This is a genomic window from Pseudomonas sp. RIT-PI-S (genome assembly GCF_025642975.1).
Lineage (GTDB): Bacteria > Pseudomonadota > Gammaproteobacteria > Pseudomonadales > Pseudomonadaceae > Aquipseudomonas.
The window spans coordinates 1-22,056 of record NZ_JANZKJ010000010.1; the positions used below are offsets into that span (position 1 = coordinate 1).

A 22,056-nucleotide genomic window follows, 5' to 3' on the forward strand; every position below is an offset into this window, starting at 1 on the left:
GAGGGGCGTCAACAGTTATTTTCCGAAGCCTTCAAATAACGCCTTTTGCCCTCAGTTCAGCAAGATCCTGTTCACTCAAGCCCAGCTCTCGCGCTAATAAAGCGTCAGTGTGTTCGCCCAGCAGCGGCGGCGCCATTCGATATTCGACAGGGGTACGAGACAGACGCAATGGGCTGGCTACCTGCTTGAGCACACCAGCCAATGGATGGCTGAGTTCCACTGCCAGATCACGAGCTAACACCTGCGGATCCGCGAACACTTGTGCCAGATCATTGATCGGGCCGCAGGGCACGCCAGCCTGCTCGAGGGATTCGACCCACTGGGCGGTCGTTTTGAAAACCGTTGCCTGGCGAATGAGCGGTACCAGCACTGCACGGTTGGCAACGCGAGCCGAATTGGTTGCGAAGCGCGGGTCGTCCGCCCAGCTTTCGCAGCCTGCGACACGGGCGAACTTGCGAAACTGCTGATCGTTGCCGACGGTAAGGATGATATCGCCATCGGCCGTAGGGAAGTCCTGGTACGGCACGATGTTCGGATGGGCATTGCCCAGGCGCTTTGGTGCCACCCCGGTGGTCAGGTAGTTCATGGCCTGGTTGGCCAGGCAAGCCACCTGCACGTCGAGCAAGGCCATATCTATATGTTGCCCTTCGCCGCTGAGCTCGCGCTCAGACAACGCGGCCAGCACCGCCACGGTGGAATAAAGCCCCGTAAGGATGTCCGTCAGCGCTACACCGACTTTCACCGGCCCTTCGCCTTCTTCGCCCTCGGCCCGCCCGGTAAGGCTCATCAGCCCACCCAAGCCCTGCACCATGAAGTCATAGCCTGCTCGCCGAGCGTAAGGCCCGGTTTGGCCAAAGCCTGTAATGGAACAATAGATAAGCCGCGGGTTGATGGCCTTGAGCGAAGCGTAGTCGAGGCCATACGCCGCCAGGCCACCGACCTTGAAGTTCTCGATCACGATGTCGGACTTCGCCGCCAGTGCCCGCACCAGGCTTTGGCCCTCAGGCCGGGTGAAGTCAATGGTGACGGATGCCTTGTTGCGGTTGGCCGAGAGGTAATAGGCGGCCTCGCCGGTGGAGTTACCTTGTCCATCCTTTAGATAGGGCGGGCCCCAGGCGCGAGTGTCGTCGCCGCTGCCCGGCCGCTCCACCTTTATGACGTCCGCTCCCAAATCCCCGAGGATCTGGCCCGCCCAAGGGCCGGCGAGCACCCGGGAGAGGTCGAGGACTTTCAAATGCGACAACGCGCCCATGGCAAGCCGCTCCTTATTAATAGAAGGCCTGAATGCCGGTTTGCGCACGCCCAAGGATCAGCGCGTGAACGTCGTGGGTACCTTCATAGGTGTTCACCACTTCGAGGTTCACCAAGTGGCGAGCCACGCCAAATTCATCGGAGATGCCGTTACCGCCCAGCATGTCTCGCGCCACCCGGGCGATGTCCAGCGCCTTGCCACAGGAGTTGCGCTTCATGATGGAAGTAATTTCAACCGCGGCGGTGCCTTCGTCTTTCATCCGCCCAAGCCGCAGGCAGCCTTGCAGCGCGAGGGTGATCTCGGTCTGCATGTCGGCCAGTTTCTTCTGTACCAGCTGGGTGGCCGCCAGGGGACGGCCGAACTGCTGCCGGTCCAGTGTGTATTGGCGCGCAGTGTGCCAGCAGTATTCAGCCGCCCCCAGTGCCCCCCAGGAAATGCCATAACGTGCGGAATTGAGGCAAGTGAACGGCCCTTTCAAGCCACGCACGTCTGGGAAGGCGTTTTCTTCCGGCACGAATACGTTGTCCATAACGATCTCACCGGTGATCGAGGCTCGCAGCCCAACCTTGCCGTGGATTGCCGGGGCGGTCAGGCCCTCCCAGCCTTTTTCCAGAATGAAGCCGCGGATGTCGCCGGCGTCGTCCTTGGCCCAGACCACGAATACATCTGCGATCGGGCTGTTGGTGATCCACATCTTGCTGCCGCTCAACCGATAGCCACCGTCGGCCTTCTTGGCGCGGGTGATCATCGCTCCGGGGTCGGAGCCATGGTTGGGTTCGGTCAGGCCGAAACATCCGATCCAGTGGCCGCTAGCGAGTTTGGGTAGGTATTTCTGCTTCTGCGCCTCGGTACCGAACTCATTGATGGGCACCATGACCAGCGATGACTGCACGCTCATCATCGAGCGGTAACCGGAGTCGATGCGCTCAACTTCCCGGGCGATCAAACCGTAGCTGACGTAGTTGAGGCCACTGCCGCCGTACTGTTCGGGAATAGTGGCACCGAGCAGCCCCATATCGCCCATTTCGCGGAAGATGGCCGGGTCTGTCAGTTCGTGTCGAAAAGCTTCCAGGACCCTGGGCGCCAGGCTGGCCTGGGCGAACTGGGCCGCGCTGTCGCGCACCATGCGCTCCTCTTCCGAAAGCTGCTGATCCAGCAGCAGCGGGTCGATCCAGTTAAAGCTCGCTTTGGTAGCCATGGTCGCTAATTCCTTGAGGCTTGGTGACAGTGCAGTAAGCCTAGATGCCCGCCGGTAATGACTCAAACGAGGTTTCAGCAACACGTTGTGTTGATTTCTCACTCCGAAAGGCTCACAAAGGCTTATTCCTCAAGCACGGGTCATGAGCCATGCGCAGAAAAATTCCGAGCACCGCTGCATTGGTCAGCTTCGAAGCCGCCGCCCGCCACCAGAGCTTCACCAAGGCGGCAACCGAGCTGTCGCTTACCCAGGGCGCAGTCTGCAGGCAGATCGCTGCGCTGGAAGCCTTTCTCAACGTGGAGCTGTTCCGCCGTTCGCGCCGCGGGGTGACATTGACCGAGGCGGGTTTGTCTTACAGCCGGCAAGTGTCGGCCCAGCTAGACGCCGTGGAACGCGACACGCTTTCGGTGATGGGCCAACAGGGTGCGGCGGCCATCGAACTGGCGGTGGTCCCTACCTTCGGCACCCGCTGGTTACTACCGAGGCTCAAAGAGTTTCAGCAGCTGCATCCACAGGTGACCGTCAACCTTACCAACCGCACCCGGCCCTTCCTGTTCGCTGACACCCCATTCGATGCCGCTATTTATTTCGGTGACGGAGAGTGGCCGGGCGCCCGTGCCTACCGCCTGATGGCTGAGCATTCGCAACCGGTGTGCAGCCCGGCCCTGTTGGCCGGGCGGGCACCGTCGGACCCATCGCGCCTGGCAGAGCTACCCTTGCTGCAGCAGACAACCCGCCCTTACGCCTGGCGCCATTGGTTTGCGTCGGCGGGCCTGCAGGTGGCCCGGGACCTGACCGGCCCCCGCTATGAACTGTTTTCGATGCTTGCCCAAGCGGCTATCCACCAAATGGGGGTGGCCCTTATTCCTCCGTTCTTAATTGAGCAAGAATTGCTACGCGGCGAATTGGTGATAGCACATGAACATGTGTTCTCGGATTCGCGCGCCTATCACTTGATGATTCCCGAAAGGAAAGTTGAATCGGCGTCGCTGAAAGCATTCAGGGACTGGTTAGTTAGCACTGCCCGAAACTATTCCACAAAAGACTAGCAGCTATAACTTTGACCAATAACATTACGGCAAAGAATAGCTGCTATAACTTTCGAGGCTTCCGCCAGCTCGACGCCAGCGCCATGAAAGGACTGCCCAGTCTAAGCCGGACCGCCCATCCTGCAAGGGGTTGAGCGGGTTACAGCATTGCGCCTTGGTAACTTTTGATGCATGTCGTGGTCAGCATTCCCTTGTTCGTTTCGAGCAAAAAGATCACTTAAGCTTGAATGCTGATATTAGTAGTTGCTCGTGCGGAGTCGCCTATGCAAAATGCAGCCACGCGATACCGCTATAAGCTCAACCTGCATTTTTATTTGTAGGGCAATACGCCCGTTTTCAAAGTGCAAGATCCCAACAAGAGTTCCAGCCAGGAGAAATATCGTGCACATAGGCGTCCCACTTGAAACCCACCCGGGCGAAACCCGTGTGGCGGCCACTCCCGAAACCGTAAAAAAGCTCATTGGGCAGGGCCACAGCGTGGTGATCGAGACCGGCGCTGGAGTGGCTGCCAGCATTCCGGATGCCGCTTATGAAGCTGCCGGGGCAACCCTGGGCAGCGCAGCACAAGCCTTTGCCGCTCAACTGGTTTTAAAGGTAGTTGCCCCCAACCCTCAGGAGCTGAGCAGCTTGGCGGCGGGCACGGTCGTGGTGGGCATGCTTAACCCCTTCGATACCGACAACCTTGCGCGCATGGCTGAACAGGGGATCACCGCGTTCTCGCTGGAAGCCGCTCCCCGCACCTCGCGTGCGCAGAGCCTGGACGTGCTGTCTTCGCAAGCCAACATCGCCGGCTATAAAGCCGTGCTGCTGGCCACTCAGCACTACCCTCGCTTCATGCCCATGCTCATGACCGCAGCCGGTACCGTAAAGGCTGCACGGGTGTTGATATTGGGTGCAGGTGTGGCCGGGCTACAGGCCATCGCCACAGCCAAGCGCCTGGGGGCAGTAATTGAAGCCTCGGACGTGCGGCCAGCGGTGAAGGAGCAGATCGAATCCTTGGGCGCTAAATTCATCGACGTCCCGTATGAGACCGACGAGGAGCGGGACTGCGCGCAAGGCGTTGGCGGTTATGCGCGCCCTATGCCCGCCAGCTGGATGCAGCGCCAGGCTCAGGCGGTGCATGAGCGCGCCAAGCAGGCCGATATCGTCATCACCACGGCGCTGATTCCGGGCCGCAAGGCCCCTACGTTGCTCAGCGCCGATACCGTGGCGCAGATGAAACCGGGCGCTGTGGTGGTGGACCTCGCCGCTGCCCAAGGTGGCAACTGCCCGCTGACCGTAGCCGACCAAGTAGTGAGCGCACACGGGGTGACTATCCTCGGCCCGACCAACTTGGCCGCGCAGGTGCCGGCCGATGCCTCCGCGCTTTATGCGCGCAACCTGCTCGACTTCCTCAAACTGATCCTCGGCAAGGACGGCGCCCTGGAAATTCCACTTGAAGACGACATAGTCGCGGCCTGCCTGATGTGCCGTGACGGCCAACTTCTGCGCAAGCAATCCTGACGAGGAATACCGCAATGGAAGACATGCTGATTTCCCACGGCATCTACAACCTGATCATTTTCGTGCTGGCGATCTATGTGGGTTACCACGTGGTCTGGAACGTTACCCCCGCCCTGCATACACCGTTGATGGCGGTCACTAACGCTATCTCGGCGATCGTGATCGTCGGGGCCATGCTGGCGGCTGCCTTGACGGTGACCCCGCTGGGCAAGGTCATGGGCACCGCGGCGGTAGCGCTGGCAGCGGTCAATGTATTCGGGGGCTTTTTGGTTACCCGCCGCATGCTGGAAATGTTCAAGAAGAAAGCCAAGCCCGGAGCGAACTCGCAATGAGCATGAACCTGATCACCCTGCTTTACCTGGTCGCCTCGGTCTGCTTCATCCAGGCGCTCAAGGGGCTTTCGCACCCGACCACGTCACGGCGCGGTAACCTGTTCGGCATGGCCGGGATGGCCTTGGCAGTGCTTACCACGGTCGTGCTGATCTTCAAGCTCGGTTCGGAGCTGGCTGGTGTAGGTATCGGCTACGTCGTGCTGGGCTTGCTGATCGGCGGTAGCGCCGGTTCGATCATGGCGCGGCGCGTCGAGATGACCAAAATGCCGGAGCTGGTCGCCTTCATGCACAGCATGATCGGCCTGGCCGCGGTGTTCATCGCCATCGCTGCCGTGGTCGAACCTCAGTCCCTCGGTATCGTGGCGCAGTTGGGGGACCCGATCCCTAGCGGTAACCGCCTGGAGCTGTTCCTCGGCGCGGCCATCGGCGCGGTTACTTTCTCCGGTTCGGTAATCGCTTTCGGCAAACTGTCTGGCAAGTACAAGTTCAGGCTGTTCCAAGGAGCACCCGTACAGTTCGCCGGCCAGCATAAGCTCAACCTGCTGCTCGGCCTGCTGACCGTCGGCCTGGGCATCTTCTTTATGCTCACTGGCAGCCACGCTGCCTTCGCCTTGATGCTCGCCCTGGCGTTCGTAATGGGCGTGCTGATCATCATCCCCATCGGCGGCGCCGACATGCCGGTCGTGGTGTCGATGCTCAATAGCTACTCTGGGTGGGCGGCCGCCGGCATCGGGTTTTCCCTGAATAACTCCATGCTGATCATTGCCGGCTCGCTGGTAGGTTCATCCGGGGCAATCCTCTCTTACATCATGTGCAAGGCGATGAACCGGTCGTTCTTCAACGTGATCCTCGGCGGCTTCGGCGGGAATACTGATGTCGCCTCTGCGGCAGGCAGCCAGGAAGCGCGCCCGGTGAAGTCCGGCTCTGCCGACGACGCCAGCTTCCTGCTGAGCAACGCCGACACCGTGATCATCGTGCCGGGCTACGGCCTGGCGGTCGCGCGCGCTCAACACGCACTCAAGGAGCTCACCGAAAAGCTCACCCATAACGGCGTGACGGTGAAATACGCCATTCACCCGGTCGCCGGGCGCATGCCTGGGCATATGAACGTGCTGCTGGCAGAAGCCGAAGTGCCGTACGACCAGGTATTCGAGATGGAGGACATCAACTCCGAGTTCGGTCAGGCGGATGTGGTGCTGGTGCTCGGCGCTAACGACGTGGTCAACCCGGCTGCCAAGAACGATCCCAAATCGCCTATCGCAGGGATGCCCATTCTGGAGGCGTTCAAGGCGCGCACCATCATCGTCAACAAGCGCTCCATGGCAAGCGGCTACGCCGGTTTGGATAACGAACTGTTCTACATGGACAAAACCATGATGGTGTTCGGCGATGCCAAAAAGGTTATCGAGGACATGGTAAAAGCCGTCGATTGACGCCCCGCCCCAACCGGCCCAGAACCCTCCGGGCCGGTGTCTTTACCTTTTCGGTAACAGTGTTTTACGTCATAAACCCCTAAATAGAGCCTTTCCTTCGACCTTTGTCGGAGGCCATGCGGCGCGCCGGTTGAATAGACTTCTCGACCTGCCCACCGCTGCAAGAGGCTTCACCCATGTACCCTGACCGCATCCGCCTGGCTTCCCTTCACAGTAAGGTGATGCCTGCCTCGCAAGCCGCTGCCTTGATCGAAAACGGCATGACCGTGGGCATGAGCGGCTTTACCCGTGCAGGCGAAGCCAAGGCGGTGCCGCAAGCGCTGGCCGATCGAGCCCGCGAACACCCCCTGCAGATCACCCTGATGACTGGCGCGAGCCTGGGCAATGACCTGGATAAGCAGCTCACCGAAGCTGGCGTGCTTGCCCGGCGCATGCCGTTCCAGGTCGACAGCACCCTGCGCAAAGCTATCAACGACGGCAAGGTGATGTTTATCGACCAGCACCTGTCTGAAACGGTCGAGCAGTTGCGCAATCTGCAACTCAAACCTGTCGACTTGGCAGTCATCGAAGCGGTGGCGATCACCGAGCAGGGGCATATCGTGCCTACCACTTCGGTAGGCAACTCCGCCAGCTTTGCCATCCTCGCGCGCCAAGTCATCGTTGAAATCAATCTGGCACAGCCGTTGGCGCTCGAAGGGCTGCACGACATCTACATTCCCACCTACCGCCCCACCCGCAGCCCGATTCCCGTAGTGGCCTGCGATAGCCGGATCGGCAGCACTGCGATCCCTATCGATCCGGCGAAAATAGCCGCGATCGTGATCAGCAACCAGGCAGACTCCAATTCCACCGTGCTGCCACCCGACAGCGAAACCAAGGCCATCGCCGATCACCTGGTGGCGTTCTTCAGCCGCGAAGTCTCGCTCGGCCGGCTGACCCACCGGCTGATGCCCCTGCAAGCGGGAATAGGCACCATCGCCAATGCGGTGATGCATGGCCTGCTGGACTCGCCCTTCCACGACCTAACGATGTACTCCGAAGTGCTTCAAGATTCGACCTTCGACCTCTTCGACGCCGGCAAACTAAGCTTCGCTTCCGGTAGCTCCATTACCCTTTCGGCGCGACGCCACCATCAAGTGTTCGACGAACTGGAACGGTACAAATCTCGGCTGGTGCTGCGCCCGCAAGAAATATCCAATCACCCGGAGGTAATCCGTCGGTTGGGGATCATCGGTATCAACACTGCATTGGAATTCGACATTTACGGCAATGTGAATTCCACCCATGTGGCGGGTACCCGGATGATGAATGGTATTGGCGGCTCTGGAGATTTCGCGCGCAATGCGCACTTGGCGATCTTTGTGACCAAGTCCACCGCCAAGGGCGGCGCCATCTCCAGCGTGGTGCCGATGGTCAGCCATGTGGACCACACTGAACACGATGTCGACATCTTGGTCACCGAGCAAGGGCTGGCGGACCTGCGTGGCCTGGCGCCCCGAGAGCGGGCCCAAGTCATCATCAATAACTGCGTGCATCCGACCTATCGCCAACCACTACAGCAGTACTTCAGCAAAGCTTGCGCGAAGGGCGGTCATACCCCGCACAGCCTCCGCGAGGCCCTGAGCTGGCATATCAATGCTGAAGAAACAGGGCAGATGCTGGTTCAATAGCGCGTTTTTCAGCAGCAGCTGCACAGCAGCAGTGCCCTGTACTCCCATGCTTCATACCTGTTTTTTCATAAACTGTACTACTGTACCTGTCGTTTAAACGGGTTATGGCCGTTTCGTAGCGTGGCAAAACGCTTAAATGCACCAAGCCGGTGCGGACCAGTACAGATTGCACCAAGAAGGCTGCCACAGTTCCAAAAAACAGATAACTGCGCGCTACTCTTAATTGTGAACTGTACATATGAAATCGAGCGGCTGAAGCGCATCATTTGTTCCATCTTCAGAACACACTTAAATCCCGCCACAAGCGGAAGGATGTCAACCATGGAACATACCCTACGTTCCGATCTGCGTTTCAACGACAGCGTTACCCACGCCAAAGCTTCCCTGCCTCTGCGCGTTCTGGCCAACTTGAGCCTGTGGCAGCGTCGTCTGGCCAGCCGCCATCAGCTCGCGCGTCTTGATTCGCGCTTGTTGGCCGATGCCGGCATCAGTGAAGCCCAGCGCTTCGAAGAGCTGAGCAAGCCGTTCTGGCGCTAAGCTCGGGCCTTCAGGCTCGCTAGAAACCCGCTCCGGTCGCCGCAGCGGGTTTTTTATTGCCTACGCTTCGGATAATTCAATTTTCATATAAAAACTTTATTTTTCAAACTGTACTGGTCTGCACACCGCGACCGATGCGTGGAACCTTTCCAGCCAGCACGCTCTAATAAGCCGTTTATAGGCCTTATCCGGTGCCTTATTAGAGAGAGGAACGATCATGCGAGCTGGTAAGCAATGGCTTTGCGCATTAGGCGCAGCTGCCCTGGCGTTGGCAGGCGGCGCGCAAGCCTCCAGCTTTGTAGTCACTACCGATGCGGTAGTGCGGGCCGTGAATGCCAGCACCGATACAACGTCGGATCTTTCCTCATCTCTACGCGACCATAAGATCGTGCAGCAGGCGCGAGACGATGCCGCAAGCTTCGTAGCCAGCGGTGGCGAGATTCGCGGCGCTCGGCTCGAAAGCGCGCTCGCCTGGCTGCGTGTACAGCTGCCCGACTTGCAGGCATCAGACACCGAGCTAGCCCAGGCTATTCTCGGCAGTTGATCCGCCCCGCATGAAACTTTCCTAAAAGGCGGGCCAGGCGAGCGCCCGCGCTGGCAGCAGGCCCGCGCTTGCGCTAGCCTAGCCGCTTCGTTTGAGGTTGCCTTTACGGACCATGCGCTACCTGCTTTTGCTTTGTACCTGCCTGCTCTGGGCGACCGCTGCCCGCGCTTTCGACAGCACCACCCAAGGTGTGATCGTCACCGGTTATGTGAGCAGCAAAGTCACCAGCGCGCCCTTCGACCAGAAGTTAATCGTCGATGCCCGCGACGACGCCGCGGTGTTTGTCGCCAGCCAAGGCCTGGCACGCGGCGCAAGGCTGGAAGCCGCCCTGCGGGCACTAAGGCAGGCAAGCCCCGCGCTTAACGCTAGCGACCTTGAACTGGCCCAGGCGATCCTCGTCCAATAGTCACTTTTACACCCTGTGTTTCCGGAGATACCGATGCGCAACACATTGATCGCCGCCACCCTGGGCCTGCTTGCCCTAGTTGACGTGGCACAGGCCCACACTGTGGTGCAAACCAGCAATATCATCGTTCGCGCCTTCGGCCGGTCGATCGATTTCACCTCCGATACCACCACCTCGATCCGGGATTCCAAAGTCGTCTTGCAGGCCCGGGACGACGCGGCCAGCTACGTAGCGAGCCATGGTGATATCCGCGGTGCCCAGCTTGAAGCGGCCTTCGCCACCCTTCGCGCGCGGCTACCCGAAGCAAAAGGCGCTAGCGACCAAGCCCTGGCCGAAGCCATCCTCGCCCTGTGAAAATCCTGGCCGCCTGGCTGCTGGCCAGCGGCCTCGCTCTAGTTAGCCTGACGGCCAGCGCCGGCCTGCGGCTGCTCATCGACGATCCAGCCCTAAGCTTGCAAGAACGCGCCGCCACCCAGGCCCTCCTGGACGAAGCCGTCACCGCTTTGCCTCCAAGTTTCGTGGCTGCGCTGGATCGTCCAGTGCGGGTTAGTTGGGTGGATAGCATGCCGGCGCAGGCTTATGGGCAGGCATCGCTGGTGTCCACCCTGGAGCTTAATCGCAAGCTGTTGGCCGGCCTGGTCGATGGCAGCGCCGCCACCCAAAAAACCGACCGCCCCCATGGCACCGTTCGCCAGGAACTGCTGGCCACCGTGCTGCATGAACTGACTCACCTTTATGACCGCGCGCGGCTGTGGTCACCTGCGCAAAGGCAGTTATTGGCGCGCTGCCGCCAGCAGCAGTCAACGTTCGGTACCGTGGGCCTCGCCGAGGCATGCCGTGGGCAGGCTGAGCGGCGCTTTACCTTGAGCGACGATCCACGCCTGTTGGACCTCGCCGGCTGGCCGCAAGCCGTGGGCCGTCGCGGCGAGCGTGAACAAGGTAACCGGCAGGTTGCGCGCAGCCCTGATCTCTACGAAACCAGCAGCCCCAAGGAATACGTCGCGGTCAACATGGAGTACTTCCTGTTAGACCCCACGTTCGCCTGTCGGCGCCCGGCGTTATACGCCTACCTTCGCGACCACTTTGGCTGGGCGCCAGCCAACGCAGCCCAGTGCCCGAGCGCCTTGCCGTTCCTGAACGCAGGCAGCGACTTCGCCCGCCAGCCCCTGGGGTTGATCGACCCAGAGCGGGTGTATGAGGTGGACTATCTGCTGGCCGAAGCCAATCAGAATTGGGTCAGCCGCTGGGGCCACAGCATGCTGCGGCTGGTGATTTGCGCGCCTGGCCGCCCGCGAGGGCCGGATTGCCGGCTGGACCTCGAATACAGTCTGGTGTTGTCGTTCCGCGCCTTCGTGGATGACGTTCAGCTGTCCACCTGGGGCGGCCTCAACGGCGCCTACCCCTCGCGCCTGTTCGTGCTGCCGCTAGCTCAAGTAATCGACGAGTACACCAAAACCGAGCTGCGCAGCCTCGCCTCGGTGCCCCTGAAGCTCAATCGCGAGGAGACCGAGTCATTGGTGCGTCATGCCGCCGAACTGCACTGGAGTTACGACGGCAACTACTACTTCCTCTCCAACAACTGCGCGGTAGAAACCCTCAAGTTGTTACGCACTGGCACCGGTGACCCGCGCCTGCAGACAATGGACAGCATTGTGCCTAACGGGCTGCTGAGCGTGCTCGAAGGGCGCGGCCTGGCTGACAGCAGCGTATTGAAGGACAAGCGCGAGGCCCTGCGCCGTGGCTACCTGTTCGATTCTTTCCGGGATCGCTACCAAGCCATGTTCAGCATCCTCAAGCAGCAGCTGCCGGTGCCGCAGCAAACCGTCGAGGCCTGGCTGGAGCAACCTGCCGCCGAGCGCCGGGCCTGGTTCACCCGGGCCGACCTGCGCACCAGCGCGGCGCTGCTGCTGCTGGAGCAAGCCGGGTATCGGCGGCAACTGCTGTTGGCCCAGGAAGAGGTCAAGCAGCGCTACCTGGGTGCCCGTAACGCTGGCGACAGCAGCGTTGGCGACGCCAACAAGACCCTACAGGCGATCCTTGCCAACAGCGGCTTTCTCAGCCGCCCCGCGGAGCTGCTCGGCAGCAGCGGCTATGGCCTGCCGCAGGTAGACGAACTCAAACGCCTCGAGCAGGCCTCCAGTGAACGCCAGCAGCAGCTGCAACAGTTGAGTGTCGATCTAGACAAGGAAGTGCGCGCGCTGCTTACCCCAGAGCGGGCTGACGCCATTGCCGCCAGCGAGACCAACCTCACGCTCATTGGCCAGCACTTGCGGGAGCTGCACAAGGCCAGCGGCGGGCTGATCCTGTAGGGGCGGGGCCAGCTCGCGAATTGGCGGTGAAAAACGTTCGCAGGCTGCGCGCGCTCCTGCACGACCACTGAAAGGCAGCTGAAAGCCAAGGCGCTTAGCATCCCCGAACCCTCGGGCGCCGTGCTCGTGCGTTCATAAGAAAACAACAAGAGATCCCGCCATGCTGACGTTCCTTGGCTTCGCCATGGTCGTGACGTTCATGTTTCTGATCATGACCAAACGACTGTCTGCCCTGATTGCCCTGATCATCATCCCAATCCTGTTCGCACTGTTTGGCGGTTTCGCCAGCAAAATCGGCCCCATGATGCTCGAGGGCATCAGTAAACTGGCTCCCACCGGGGTCATGTTGATGTTCGCCATCCTCTATTTCGCCCTGATGATCGACTCCGGCCTGTTCGACCCGGCCGTACGCAAGATCCTCAAGCTGGTAAAGGGTGACCCTCTGAAGGTGTCGGTCGGCACTGCCGTCCTCGCCCTGGTGGTTTCGCTCGACGGAGATGGCGCCACCACCTACATGATCTGCTGCGCCGCCATGTTGCCGCTGTACAGCCGCCTCGGCATGAGCCCGCGGATCATGGCCGGGTTGATCATCCTCGCCGGCGGGGTGATGAACATGACCCCTTGGGGCGGGCCCACGGCCCGTGCCGCAAGCGCCCTGCATGTGGACCCCTCGGATATCTTCGTGCCGATGATTCCGGCCATGGTCGCCGGCGTGGTAGCGATCCTGGCGATCGCCTGGTGGTACGGCAAGCGTGAACGGGCACGGCTGGGTGAGCTTCACCTGCCGGGCGACGATGCACCGGCCAGCGAGATCAGCGTTTCGCAGTTCCCCGAGGCGCGCCGGCCTAAACTGATCTGGTTCAACGGCCTGCTCACCATCGTATTGATGGTGGCGCTGATCAAGGGCCTGCTGCCGCTGCCAGTGCTGTTCATGATCGCCTTCAGCATTGCCATGATCGTTAACTACCCTTGCCTGCAGGCACAAAAAGACCGCGTTGCCGCCCATGCCGGCAGCGTGCTGGCAGTCGTCGGGCTGATCTTCGCCGCGGGCATTTTCACCGGCATCCTCTCGGGCACCGGTATGGTCGACGCCATGTCGAAAAGCCTGCTGGCCGTCATTCCGGAAGCGCTGGGGCCTTACCTGGCGGTGATCACCGCGCTGGCAAGCCTGCCGTTTACGTTCTTCATGTCCAACGATGCCTTCTACTACGGCGTGCTACCGGTGCTTGCCGAAGCTGCCGCGCATTACGGCATCTCCCCGGTCGAAATGGCCCGGGCCTCCATCGTTGGGCAGCCGGTCCACCTGCTCAGCCCGTTGGTGCCCTCGACCTACCTGCTGGTGGCGTTGGCCGGCATCGAGTTCGGCGACCATCAGCGCTTTACCCTGAAGTGGGCAGTGCTGGTGTGCCTGTGCATAATGTTCGCCGCGCTGCTATTGGGAATTTTCCCGCTGGCCGGTAGCCTCTAAGTTCGTTTCGCGCCCTAGCAGGCGAACGCTTTATCAAAGGATTACAAAATGGAATGGTTGACCAGCCCTGAACTCTGGGTTGCCTTTTTCACCCTCACGGCACTAGAGATCGTTCTGGGCATCGACAACATCATCATGATCTCGATCTTGGTGAGCCGCATGCCCAAGGCGATGCAACCCCGCACCCGGCTGTTCGGGCTGGCGTTGGCGATGATCACCCGGATCATGCTGCTGCTGTCGATTACCTGGGTCATGCGCCTGACCGCCGACTTGTTCGAGGTATTCGGCCAAGGCATTTCCGGCCGCGACTTGATCCTGTTCTTCGGTGGCTTGTTCCTATTGTGGAAAAGCGCGCAAGAGATCTACCACGGGATGGAAGGTGAAGAGGAGGGCGGCGATGAGCCTTCCGGCAAGGGCGGTAACTTCCTTTACACCATTGTCCAGATCGCGATCATCGACATCGTGTTCTCGCTGGACTCGGTCATCACCGCGGTGGGCATGGTGTCTCATGTTCCGGTGATGATCGCTGCAATCATCGTAGCGGTGCTGGTGATGATGCTCGCCTCCGGGACCATCAGCCGGTTCATCGATCAGCATCCCTCGCTGAAGATGCTCGCACTTTCCTTCCTGCTGGTGGTCGGTACGGTATTGATCGCCGAGGCCTTCGACGTACACGTGCCCAAGGGCTACGTTTACTTTGCCATGGCGTTTTCGTTGGCTGTGGAAGCGATCAACATCAAAATGCGCACCAGCATCGCCAAGAAACGCAGCCAAGACGCCTGACACAGGCAACGAGCAGCCCGGCAAAGACGTAGCGTCTGCGCCGGGCTTAACAGATGTTACAGTTTTGTTTCAAGTAACGCTGTGCCATGCTGGCCACTGGCAAATGCCTCTGCGGTATCTGGATGTTCGCCCCTCGGGGTTTTATCAGGGAGGCCGTTTCGCATGCTCACCCTGCTGGATCTTCTCTCCGCCGTAGCGCTACTGGTGTGGGGCGCGCATATCGTGCGCACCGGCATCCTGCGCGTCTACGGCACAGCCCTGCGCAGGCTCCTGGGCCAGAACATGACCAACCGGCCGCTGGCGTTCCTCGCCGGGGTGCTGGTCACCGCCGTGGTGCAAAGCAGCAACGCCACGGCCATGTTGACCACCTCATTCGTTGGCCAAGGGCTGATGGGGCTGACCCCGGCGCTGGCGATCATGCTCGGCGCCGACGTGGGCACCGCGGTTATGTCCCGGGTGCTGACGTTCGACCTGTCCTGGCTATCGCCCTTGCTGATTTTCCTCGGCGTGGTGTTTTTCCTGTCTCGCAAGCAAACCCGCCTGGGGCAGATGGGCCGGGTGAGCATTGGCCTGGGCTTGATCATCCTCGCGCTGCAGCTGATCGTCGAAGCCGCCACGCCTATTACCCAGGCCAAAGGCGTGCAAGTGCTTTTTGGCTCGCTCACCGGAGACATCCTCCTCGATGCGCTGGTGGGCGCACTCTTCGCCATGGTGTCGTATTCGAGCCTGGCAGCGGTACTGCTGACCGCGACCCTCGCCGCGGCCGGGGTGATCAGCCTGCCGGTAGCGGTGGGGCTGGTGATCGGCGCCAACATCGGCAGCGGCCTGCTGGCATTCATTTCCACCAACCTGCAGAACACGCCTGGCCGCCAGGTGGCGCTGGGCAGCCTGCTGTACAAGCTGATCGGCCTGGTCGTGATCATTCCCGTGCTGGGGCCTCTGGTGACCTGGATGGACAGCCTGGGCTTCGATCCCCAGTCGATGGTCATTGGCTTCCATGTGCTTTACAACAGCGCACGGTGCCTGGTGCTGCTGCCTACTACTGGCCTGATGGGCCGGCTGTGTGCCACCTTGCTGCCGGAGCGGGCCGATGCCGTAGCCAACACCGGGCCGCGCCATCTAGACCCCGCTGCACTTGGCACGCCGAGCCTGGCCTTAGCCAATGCGGTGCGCGAAACCTTGCGCATCGGCGATATCGTCGAAAGCATGATGGGGGCCATGTTGAACGTGCTGCGAGGCACGCAAACGGCAGTTACCCAAGAGGTACGGGCACTGGGCGATGAGGCCGAGGCGCTGTCCAGCGCAATCAAGCTGTACCTGGCGCAGATGCCCAGGGAAGACCTCAGCGCCTTGGACAGCCACCGCTGGGCCGAGGTGATCGAGTTGTCGGTGAACCTCAACCTGGCCAGCGACTTGATCGAGCGCATGCTGCGCAAGATCCAGCAGCAAAAGACCTCGCAGCGGCGTTCGTTCTCCGAGGTAGGGCTGGAGGAGTTGACCACCCTGCATGGCCAGCTGCTAAGCAACCTGCGCCTGGGCCTGAACGTATTCCTCAGCCGCGACGAGGAGAGTGCCCGCCACCTGCTGCGAGAAAAACGCCGCTTTCGTACCCACGAGCGGCGCCTGACCCATGCCCACGTCAGCCGCTTGCAGCGCAAAGTGCTGCAAAGCATCGAAACCAGCTCGTTGCACCTGGAGCTGATCGCCGACATGAAGCGGCTCAACTCGCTGTTCTGCGGCAGCGCCTACGCCGTGCTTGGCACAGGCGACACCGGGGCCTTGCTGGCCGACGACGAAAGCGCGGCCGCTCAGCTGTCTTGAACGTCCCCGCGCTAATGCAGTCTGTTGCTGGGCCGGGCGCGCTCGGCCCTTTCGTCAGCGCAAGGAAGCTTTAATGCGTTTCATCCTGTTCGCCTGCCTGCTATTGGCCTCCCTACCCAGCGCCGCGCTGGACCGTTTGCAGGCCGAAGGCTACTTGCTGAACAACGGCCTGCAACTGCTGCTCAAGCCGGGCAACGACCGCGCACACGTGGCCATCCGCCTGGTGGTGGGGGTAGGTTTTGCCGACTTTGGCTGCGCCGACCAGGAATTGCCCCACTTGCTCGAGCATCTGCTGTTCAGCGGCCTGGACGACAGCGGCGAAGGCGGCCTGGAAGAACGCATGCAAGCCCTGGGTGGCGAGTGGAATGCCTTTACCAGCGACACAGACACTACCTTTGTGATCGAGGCACCTGCGCGCAACCAGCGCAAGGTGCTTGACCTTCTGCTTAGCGCCGTCACTCGCACCGAGCTGACCGAAGCCAGGCTCGACACCGCCAGGCGCATCGTGGAGCGCGAGGACGGGGGGCACTATTCGCACCTGCAACGCTGGCTGGACCACCAAGACCTCGGCAAGGACGCCAGTAACCAGCTGGCTGTGGAATTGGGGTTGCGCTGCGCCGATCGCGCCTCGGCGGCGGGGTTGACACTGGCGCAAGTGCGGCAGGTCCGTCAGCAGTGGTACGCGCCTAACAACATGACACTGATTGTGGTCGGTGAACTGGACAAGCTCTTGCCAGCCTACGTGGAGCGCACGTTCGGTGAGCTGGCCGCGGTGACGCCCAGTGACCGCTCGCCTCCCGCCCTTGAACGGCGCAGCGCCGAGCGGGAGCGCACCCTGATCCAGGGCTGGGTTGGGGATGCCGCCAAGCTTCACTGGTATTTCCTCGAGCCAGACGTGGAAAGCCTGCCGCCAGCGGTGTGGGACCTGCTTCAGGTGTATTTCGATTGGGCGCTGTACAAGAAGCTGCGGCTCGAAGAAGGGTTGTCTTACGGGCCCGGTAGCCAGAATGAACCCTTTGGCGATAGCACCCTGTTAAGCCTCAACGCCGACCTGGACCGGGACGATATCCCGCAGGCTCGCCAGGCGGTGCAGGCGTTGACCAGCCAGCTTCACCGCGATGGCCTCGACAGTGCCACGTTCGAGCGCCTCAAGGCGGGCGTCATCGCTCGGCAAGCCTGGGCGATCCAAGGGGACAGTGGGCTGGCGGACTACTACTGGGGCGCGCTGGGGGACTACGAAGATGGCCACTTTGCTGACCCTGCCCAAGCCCTGCGCGAGGTGACCCTGGCCCAGGCCAACGAGGCCGTGCGGCGGCTGTTCGCCGACCCTGGCTACGTGCGGGTCGAAAAGCCCTTGCTAGGGTACGACGAGCTCGCCACGCTGATCACCGCCGCGACCGTGCTGGCGGCGTTGCTTGGCCTGGCGCTCTGCATTGCCATTGGGCGCCGCCGCGGCCGTCGGGCAACCCCAATGAGCGGCACCAAATGAGCGGCGAAGGCGTGAAGTCGCTATCCTTGCGGTTCGCCCCGCTTGTGCCGCTGTCATGAAGTCACTACCCCCCTTTGTTCTGAAGATCATCGACCTGATCAAACGCTATCCGGGCATCGTCGCCGCCTTTGGCTTCTGTTCGGGGATCGGCAGCTTCGTGTTGGTCGACCGCCAGGCCAAGCTGGCCAGCCCTATCGCCATACTGCTGTTGGTCAGTTGGGTATGGCTGATGCTGGAAAACAGCTTCAACCGCCTGTTCAGCCGGTTTTTCAAGCGAGAAATCCCCGCACCCTTGCTGCGCTATGCAACGCAGATGATCCACCAGGAAAGCTTGTTCTTCGTGTTGCCGTTCTTTTACGTCACTACCACTTGGAACAGCGGCCAGCTGGTGTTTACCGGGCTGTTAACCCTCGCTGGGCTAGTGTCGATCACCGATCCCCTCTACTACCACTGGGTGGCGCCACGGCGCTGGCTGTTCCTGGCCATGCACACCTTCACCCTGTTTGCGGCCATGTTGACCGCGATGCCGATCATCCTCCACCTGACCACGGCCGAGACCTTCAAGATCGCGCTGGGCGTGGCCATGCTGCTGTCGTTCCCTAGCCTGGCTACCACCTTTCCTTTGCACCATTGGCGCCGGGCAGTGGGGCTGGTTGTACTCACCCTGGCCATTGGCGGCGCTGGCTGGCTGTTGCGCACCTGGGTGCCGCCGGCGACCCTATGGCTCACCGAAGACGCCATCACCCTGACCTTAGATGATCAAGCCCGCAGCCCCGGCGACAGCCTGACTCGCCTGAGCGTCAGCCAAGCGCGCGGCGGCGTGTTCGCCTATACGGCGATCAATGCGCCTCGGGGCTTGGATGAGCGCATTTTCCATGTGTGGGAGTTCAACGGCGCCGAAGTGGACCGCATTGCACTGGACATCCATGGCGGGCGAAAAGAAGGCTACCGCGCATGGACCCGCAAGCAGAACTTCCCAGGCGACCCCGCGGGTAACTGGAAAGTGCGGGTGGAAACCGAAGACGGGCAAATCATCGGCGCCCTGCGCTTCACCATTACCGCGGACGCCGCTCAGGCAAAGAACCAGTAACAGACCGCGATGGCACTGATCACACCCGCCAATTCCGCAAGCAGGGCGCAGCCTACCGCGTGGCGTGCGCGCTGGATGCCCACGGCGCCGAAGTACACGGCCAGTACGTAGAAGGTGGTTTCAGTGCTGCCCTGGATAGTGGCCGCCACCAGCGCCGGGAAGCTATCAACTCCCTTGCTGTGCATGGTGTCGATGAGCATCGCCCGTGCCGCGCTTCCGGAAAACGGCTTGACCAGGGCCGTGGGCAGCGCATCGACGAAACGGGTATCCAACCCCAGCCACTGCACGCCATGGCGAATGCCTTCCAGCGCGAGGTCCAGCGCACCCGATGCCCGCAGCACCCCCACCGCGCAGAGCATGGCCACCAGGTAGGGCAACAGGCCCTTGGCAACCTCGAAGCCCTCCTTGGCGCCTTCCACGAAGGCTTCGTACACCCGCACACGGCGCAACGCGCCAATCAGCAGGAACAGCAGTATCAACCCGAACAGCGTGAGGTTGCCCAACAGTGAGGACAGGCTGGCCACCGCTGTGGCCGAGAGCCCGGCGAGGAACGCCATGAAGCCACCCAGCAGCAGCGCGCCAGGCAGCAGATAGGCCAGCACTACTGGGTCCCACAGGCGCAGGCGCTGCATGAACGCCACTGACAGCAACCCCACTAGGGTGGACCCGCTGGTGGCGAGCAGGATTGGCAAAAAGACCATGGTCGGATCTGGGGCGCCTTGTTGGGCGCGGTACATGAAAATGGTCACCGGCAATAGCGTCAGCGACGAGGCATTGAGCACCAGAAAAAGAATTTGCGCGTTGGTGGCCGTGTCTGGCCGCGGGTTCAGCTCCTGCAACGCGCGCATGGCCTTGAGGCCAATCGGGGTAGCGGCGTTATCGAGGCCCAGCGCATTGGCCGCGAAATTCATGGTGATCAGGCCAAGCGAGGGGTGGCCGCGCGGCACTTCGGGCATCAAGCGTGCGAACAGCGGCCCCAGCAGGCGGGCGACCCAGTCGACGATGCCGGCTTTTTCGGCGATTCGCAAAAAGCCCAGCCAGAGGGTGAGGGTGCCGAACAGCAGCACCATCACATCTACCGACAACTTGGCCATGTTGAAGATGGCTTCGACCATGGCGGCGAAAATGGCGCTGTTGCCTGCCATCAGCCATTGGGCCAGGGCAGACACCGCCGCCACGACGAAAAAGCCGAGCCAAAGGCCATTGAGCATTGTGAACCCCCGTGTCTGCGAATGCCGGCATGATAGTCGGCCCAGCGGGGGTAGGCTACGGCCGGGCTTGCGGCCCGGCCGGCCAAGGAAGGGTCAGCGCGTGACGCTGCTAGCCTCGCCCGCAGCGGCACGGCGGCGCCAGTGCGGCAGGGAATTCCAGTAACGCGCGCCCTTGGCGTCGTCGTACATGCCTTCCCAGCGGGAAATGACCAGCACGGCCAGGGCGTTGCCTATCACGTTCAACGCCGTGCGGGCCATGTCCATGATGCGGTCTACGCCAGCGATGAACGCCAAGCCTTCGAGCGGGATCCCCACGCTCCCCAAGGTGGCCAGCAAGACCACGAACGATACGCCAGGAACCCCGGCAATCCCCTTGGAGGTCACCATCAGGGTCAGCACCAGCATTACCTGCTGGGAAATAGGCATGTCGATCCCGTACAGCTGGGCGATGAACAGCGCGGCAATGCTCTGGTACAGCGTGGAACCGTCCAGGTTGAACGAGTAACCGGTAGGGACCACAAAGCTGCTGATCGCCTTAGGCGCGCCGTAGGCCTCCATCTTCTCGATCACTCGTGGCAACACGGTTTCCGAACTGGCAGTGGAATAGGCCAGGATCAGCTCATCCTTGAAGATGCGGATCAGCTTGAACACCGAGAAGCCAAACAGACGGGCTACTAGCCCCAGCACGCCCAGGGCGAAGAACAGCACCGCGGCATATACCAGCACGACCAGCTTGGCCAGCGGCAGCAGGGAAGCGAAGCCAAAGTTGGCCACTGTTACCGCAATGAGCGCGAATACGCCGATCGGGGCGTAGTTCATGATCATATGGGTAACCCGGAACATGGTTTCCGAGATGCCCTGGAAAGTGCGCACCAGCGGGTCCCGGGTTTCCGGCGCGAGGCTCGACAGCCCCAAGCCGAAGATCACCGAGAAGAAGATGATCGGCAACATTTGCCCAGCTACGATCGCCGCGAATACGTTCGACGGGATCAGGTTCAACAGGGTCGCAACCAGCGCGTGGTTATGCTGAACCTCGTCCGTGGTTTTCTGATATTGCGAGATATCCACGGTACCGAGCGTACTCATGTCGATGCCGCTGCCTGGGTGGACCAAATTGGCCAGCACTAACCCGAGCACGATCGCCAGCGTCGTGATGATCTCGAAGTAGACGATCGTCTTTACACCGATGCGCCCAAGCTTCTTGGCATCGCCTACGCCAGCAATACCGACGATGAGCGAGGAGATCACGATAGGGATCACGATCATCTTGATCAGGCGGATGAAAATATCACCGGCGGGTTGCAGCACATTGCTGATCCACCAAGCTTTTTCCGCGCTGAAGTGATTGAGGGCAGCGCCCAGGGCAATGCCCAGGACCAAACCAATGAGAATTTGCCATGCAAGGCTGAGTTTTGGCTTTGTCATTATTCAACTCTGTGTCAGGTTCATCGAGGCCATGGCGCAAGCGCGCATGCGATGGAATGCCACCAGAGGGCAGGCCTTTGGCAACAAAAAGCGGGGAACTATCGAGGGATGGCCAGTTGCCGTCTAATGCCGTAAACGCCTAGCTTATGCCGTTTCGGCATGGGCAAGCCCTTGATTTTACGGCTTTGGAGGCGAAAAGCAGATCATATTCGGAATACCGAATAGCCGCCGGCAAGGCATGCAATGGTTTGCGCACACCATTCAAACGGCCCGTTCGGCTTACCGAACGAAGGCCGCGACAGAACGAATTGGCGCTCGACGCGACAGGTGGGCATTAAAAAAGCCCCGTCACACCCAGGCGCGATACACCGCACACCCGTGCATAACGAGGCTTCTTTCCTGACCCGGCCCTCGGCGGAGGCACTCCCTGTACCCCTAGGTCACTCCAGCGATACTTCAGCTAGAGCATCCCGGCCCCTTGGTCATGTAGCGGCCTTCCTCAGGCCGTACAAGCTAATGGCGAACTGGAACGCCGT

Annotated in this window: 19 protein-coding genes; 15 read left to right on the forward strand and 4 right to left on the reverse strand. The window is 61.1% G+C overall.

Annotated elements, in window-relative coordinates:
• Positions 1 to 31 precede the first annotated feature (31 nt).
• Entirely contained in the window at positions 32 to 1,252 is a 1,221-nt protein-coding gene (locus OGL93_RS14685) for a CaiB/BaiF CoA-transferase family protein (RefSeq protein WP_263263500.1), read from the reverse strand.
• A gap of 16 nt (positions 1,253 to 1,268) precedes the next feature.
• Complete coding sequence (locus OGL93_RS14690; RefSeq protein ID WP_263263502.1) at positions 1,269 to 2,450, reverse strand: acyl-CoA dehydrogenase; 1,182 nt, start codon at positions 2,448 to 2,450, stop codon at positions 1,269 to 1,271.
• A 149-nt stretch (positions 2,451 to 2,599) separates the two neighbouring features.
• Here OGL93_RS14690 and OGL93_RS14695 point away from each other — a divergent pair, with 149 nt between their 5' ends.
• The 15 genes from OGL93_RS14695 (at position 2,600) to OGL93_RS14765 (ending at position 18,884) form a co-directional block, all read left to right on the forward strand.
• Positions 2,600 to 3,499 (forward strand): LysR family transcriptional regulator, encoded by a 900-nt coding sequence (locus OGL93_RS14695; protein WP_263263504.1) that lies wholly within the window; start codon positions 2,600 to 2,602, stop codon positions 3,497 to 3,499.
• 381 nt (positions 3,500 to 3,880) lie between these two features.
• Positions 3,881 to 5,002, forward strand: coding sequence for a Re/Si-specific NAD(P)(+) transhydrogenase subunit alpha (locus tag OGL93_RS14700; RefSeq protein ID WP_263263505.1), 1,122 nt, complete (start codon positions 3,881 to 3,883; stop codon positions 5,000 to 5,002).
• 14 nt (positions 5,003 to 5,016) lie between these two features.
• Positions 5,017 to 5,334: an NAD(P) transhydrogenase subunit alpha gene (locus OGL93_RS14705; RefSeq protein ID WP_263263506.1), complete on the forward strand. Its 318-nt coding sequence runs from the start codon at positions 5,017 to 5,019 to the stop codon at positions 5,332 to 5,334.
• The gene (locus OGL93_RS14710) at positions 5,331 to 6,767 is read left to right on the forward strand and encodes an NAD(P)(+) transhydrogenase (Re/Si-specific) subunit beta (RefSeq protein ID WP_263263508.1); all 1,437 of its coding nucleotides are present in this window, start codon (positions 5,331 to 5,333) and stop codon (positions 6,765 to 6,767) included. Before OGL93_RS14705 ends, OGL93_RS14710 begins: the two co-directional genes overlap by 4 nt.
• Positions 6,768 to 6,943: 176 nt before the next feature.
• Entirely contained in the window at positions 6,944 to 8,437 is a 1,494-nt protein-coding gene (locus OGL93_RS14715; protein WP_263263510.1) for an acetyl-CoA hydrolase/transferase family protein, read from the forward strand.
• A 321-nt stretch (positions 8,438 to 8,758) separates the two neighbouring features.
• Positions 8,759 to 8,974 carry a DUF1127 domain-containing protein gene (locus tag OGL93_RS14720; RefSeq protein ID WP_263263511.1) on the forward strand — a complete coding sequence of 72 codons (216 nt, stop codon included), beginning with the start codon at positions 8,759 to 8,761 and terminating at the stop codon, positions 8,972 to 8,974.
• A 217-nt stretch (positions 8,975 to 9,191) separates the two neighbouring features.
• Positions 9,192 to 9,518, forward strand: a complete 327-nt coding sequence (locus OGL93_RS14725; RefSeq protein ID WP_263263512.1) for a DUF2388 domain-containing protein — start codon at positions 9,192 to 9,194, stop codon at positions 9,516 to 9,518.
• A gap of 112 nt (positions 9,519 to 9,630) precedes the next feature.
• Complete coding sequence (locus OGL93_RS14730; RefSeq protein ID WP_263263513.1) at positions 9,631 to 9,924, forward strand: DUF2388 domain-containing protein; 294 nt, start codon at positions 9,631 to 9,633, stop codon at positions 9,922 to 9,924.
• A 33-nt stretch (positions 9,925 to 9,957) separates the two neighbouring features.
• Entirely contained in the window at positions 9,958 to 10,278 is a 321-nt protein-coding gene (locus OGL93_RS14735) for a DUF2388 domain-containing protein (protein WP_263263515.1), read from the forward strand.
• A complete protein-coding gene (locus OGL93_RS14740) occupies positions 10,275 to 12,233 on the forward strand; it encodes a DUF4105 domain-containing protein (protein ID WP_263263516.1) in 1,959 nt (652 codons plus the stop codon). The genes OGL93_RS14735 and OGL93_RS14740 overlap by 4 nt, the downstream gene beginning before the upstream one ends.
• A gap of 160 nt (positions 12,234 to 12,393) precedes the next feature.
• A complete protein-coding gene (locus OGL93_RS14745; RefSeq protein WP_263263518.1) occupies positions 12,394 to 13,701 on the forward strand; it encodes a CitMHS family transporter in 1,308 nt (435 codons plus the stop codon).
• 48 nt (positions 13,702 to 13,749) lie between these two features.
• The gene (locus OGL93_RS14750; protein WP_263263519.1) at positions 13,750 to 14,484 is read left to right on the forward strand and encodes a TerC family protein; all 735 of its coding nucleotides are present in this window, start codon (positions 13,750 to 13,752) and stop codon (positions 14,482 to 14,484) included.
• Positions 14,485 to 14,646: 162 nt separating this feature from the next.
• Entirely contained in the window at positions 14,647 to 16,305 is a 1,659-nt protein-coding gene (locus OGL93_RS14755; protein ID WP_263263521.1) for a Na/Pi cotransporter family protein, read from the forward strand.
• Positions 16,306 to 16,378: 73 nt separating this feature from the next.
• A complete protein-coding gene (locus OGL93_RS14760; RefSeq protein WP_263263522.1) occupies positions 16,379 to 17,794 on the forward strand; it encodes a pitrilysin family protein in 1,416 nt (471 codons plus the stop codon).
• Between the two features lie 55 nt (positions 17,795 to 17,849).
• Positions 17,850 to 18,884, forward strand: coding sequence for a DUF2914 domain-containing protein (locus OGL93_RS14765; protein ID WP_263263524.1), 1,035 nt, complete (start codon positions 17,850 to 17,852; stop codon positions 18,882 to 18,884).
• Here OGL93_RS14765 and OGL93_RS14770 read toward each other — a convergent pair.
• Together OGL93_RS14770 and gltP are read right to left on the reverse strand one after the other, a co-directional pair.
• A complete protein-coding gene (locus OGL93_RS14770) occupies positions 18,866 to 20,095 on the reverse strand; it encodes a spore maturation protein (RefSeq protein WP_263263526.1) in 1,230 nt (409 codons plus the stop codon). The two genes, OGL93_RS14765 and OGL93_RS14770, sit on opposite strands and share 19 nt — an antisense overlap.
• 93 nt (positions 20,096 to 20,188) lie before the next feature.
• Positions 20,189 to 21,520 carry a glutamate/aspartate:proton symporter GltP gene (gltP, locus tag OGL93_RS14775; RefSeq protein WP_263263528.1) on the reverse strand — a complete coding sequence of 444 codons (1,332 nt, stop codon included), beginning with the start codon at positions 21,518 to 21,520 and terminating at the stop codon, positions 20,189 to 20,191.
• Between the last annotated feature and the right edge of the window lie 536 nt (positions 21,521 to 22,056).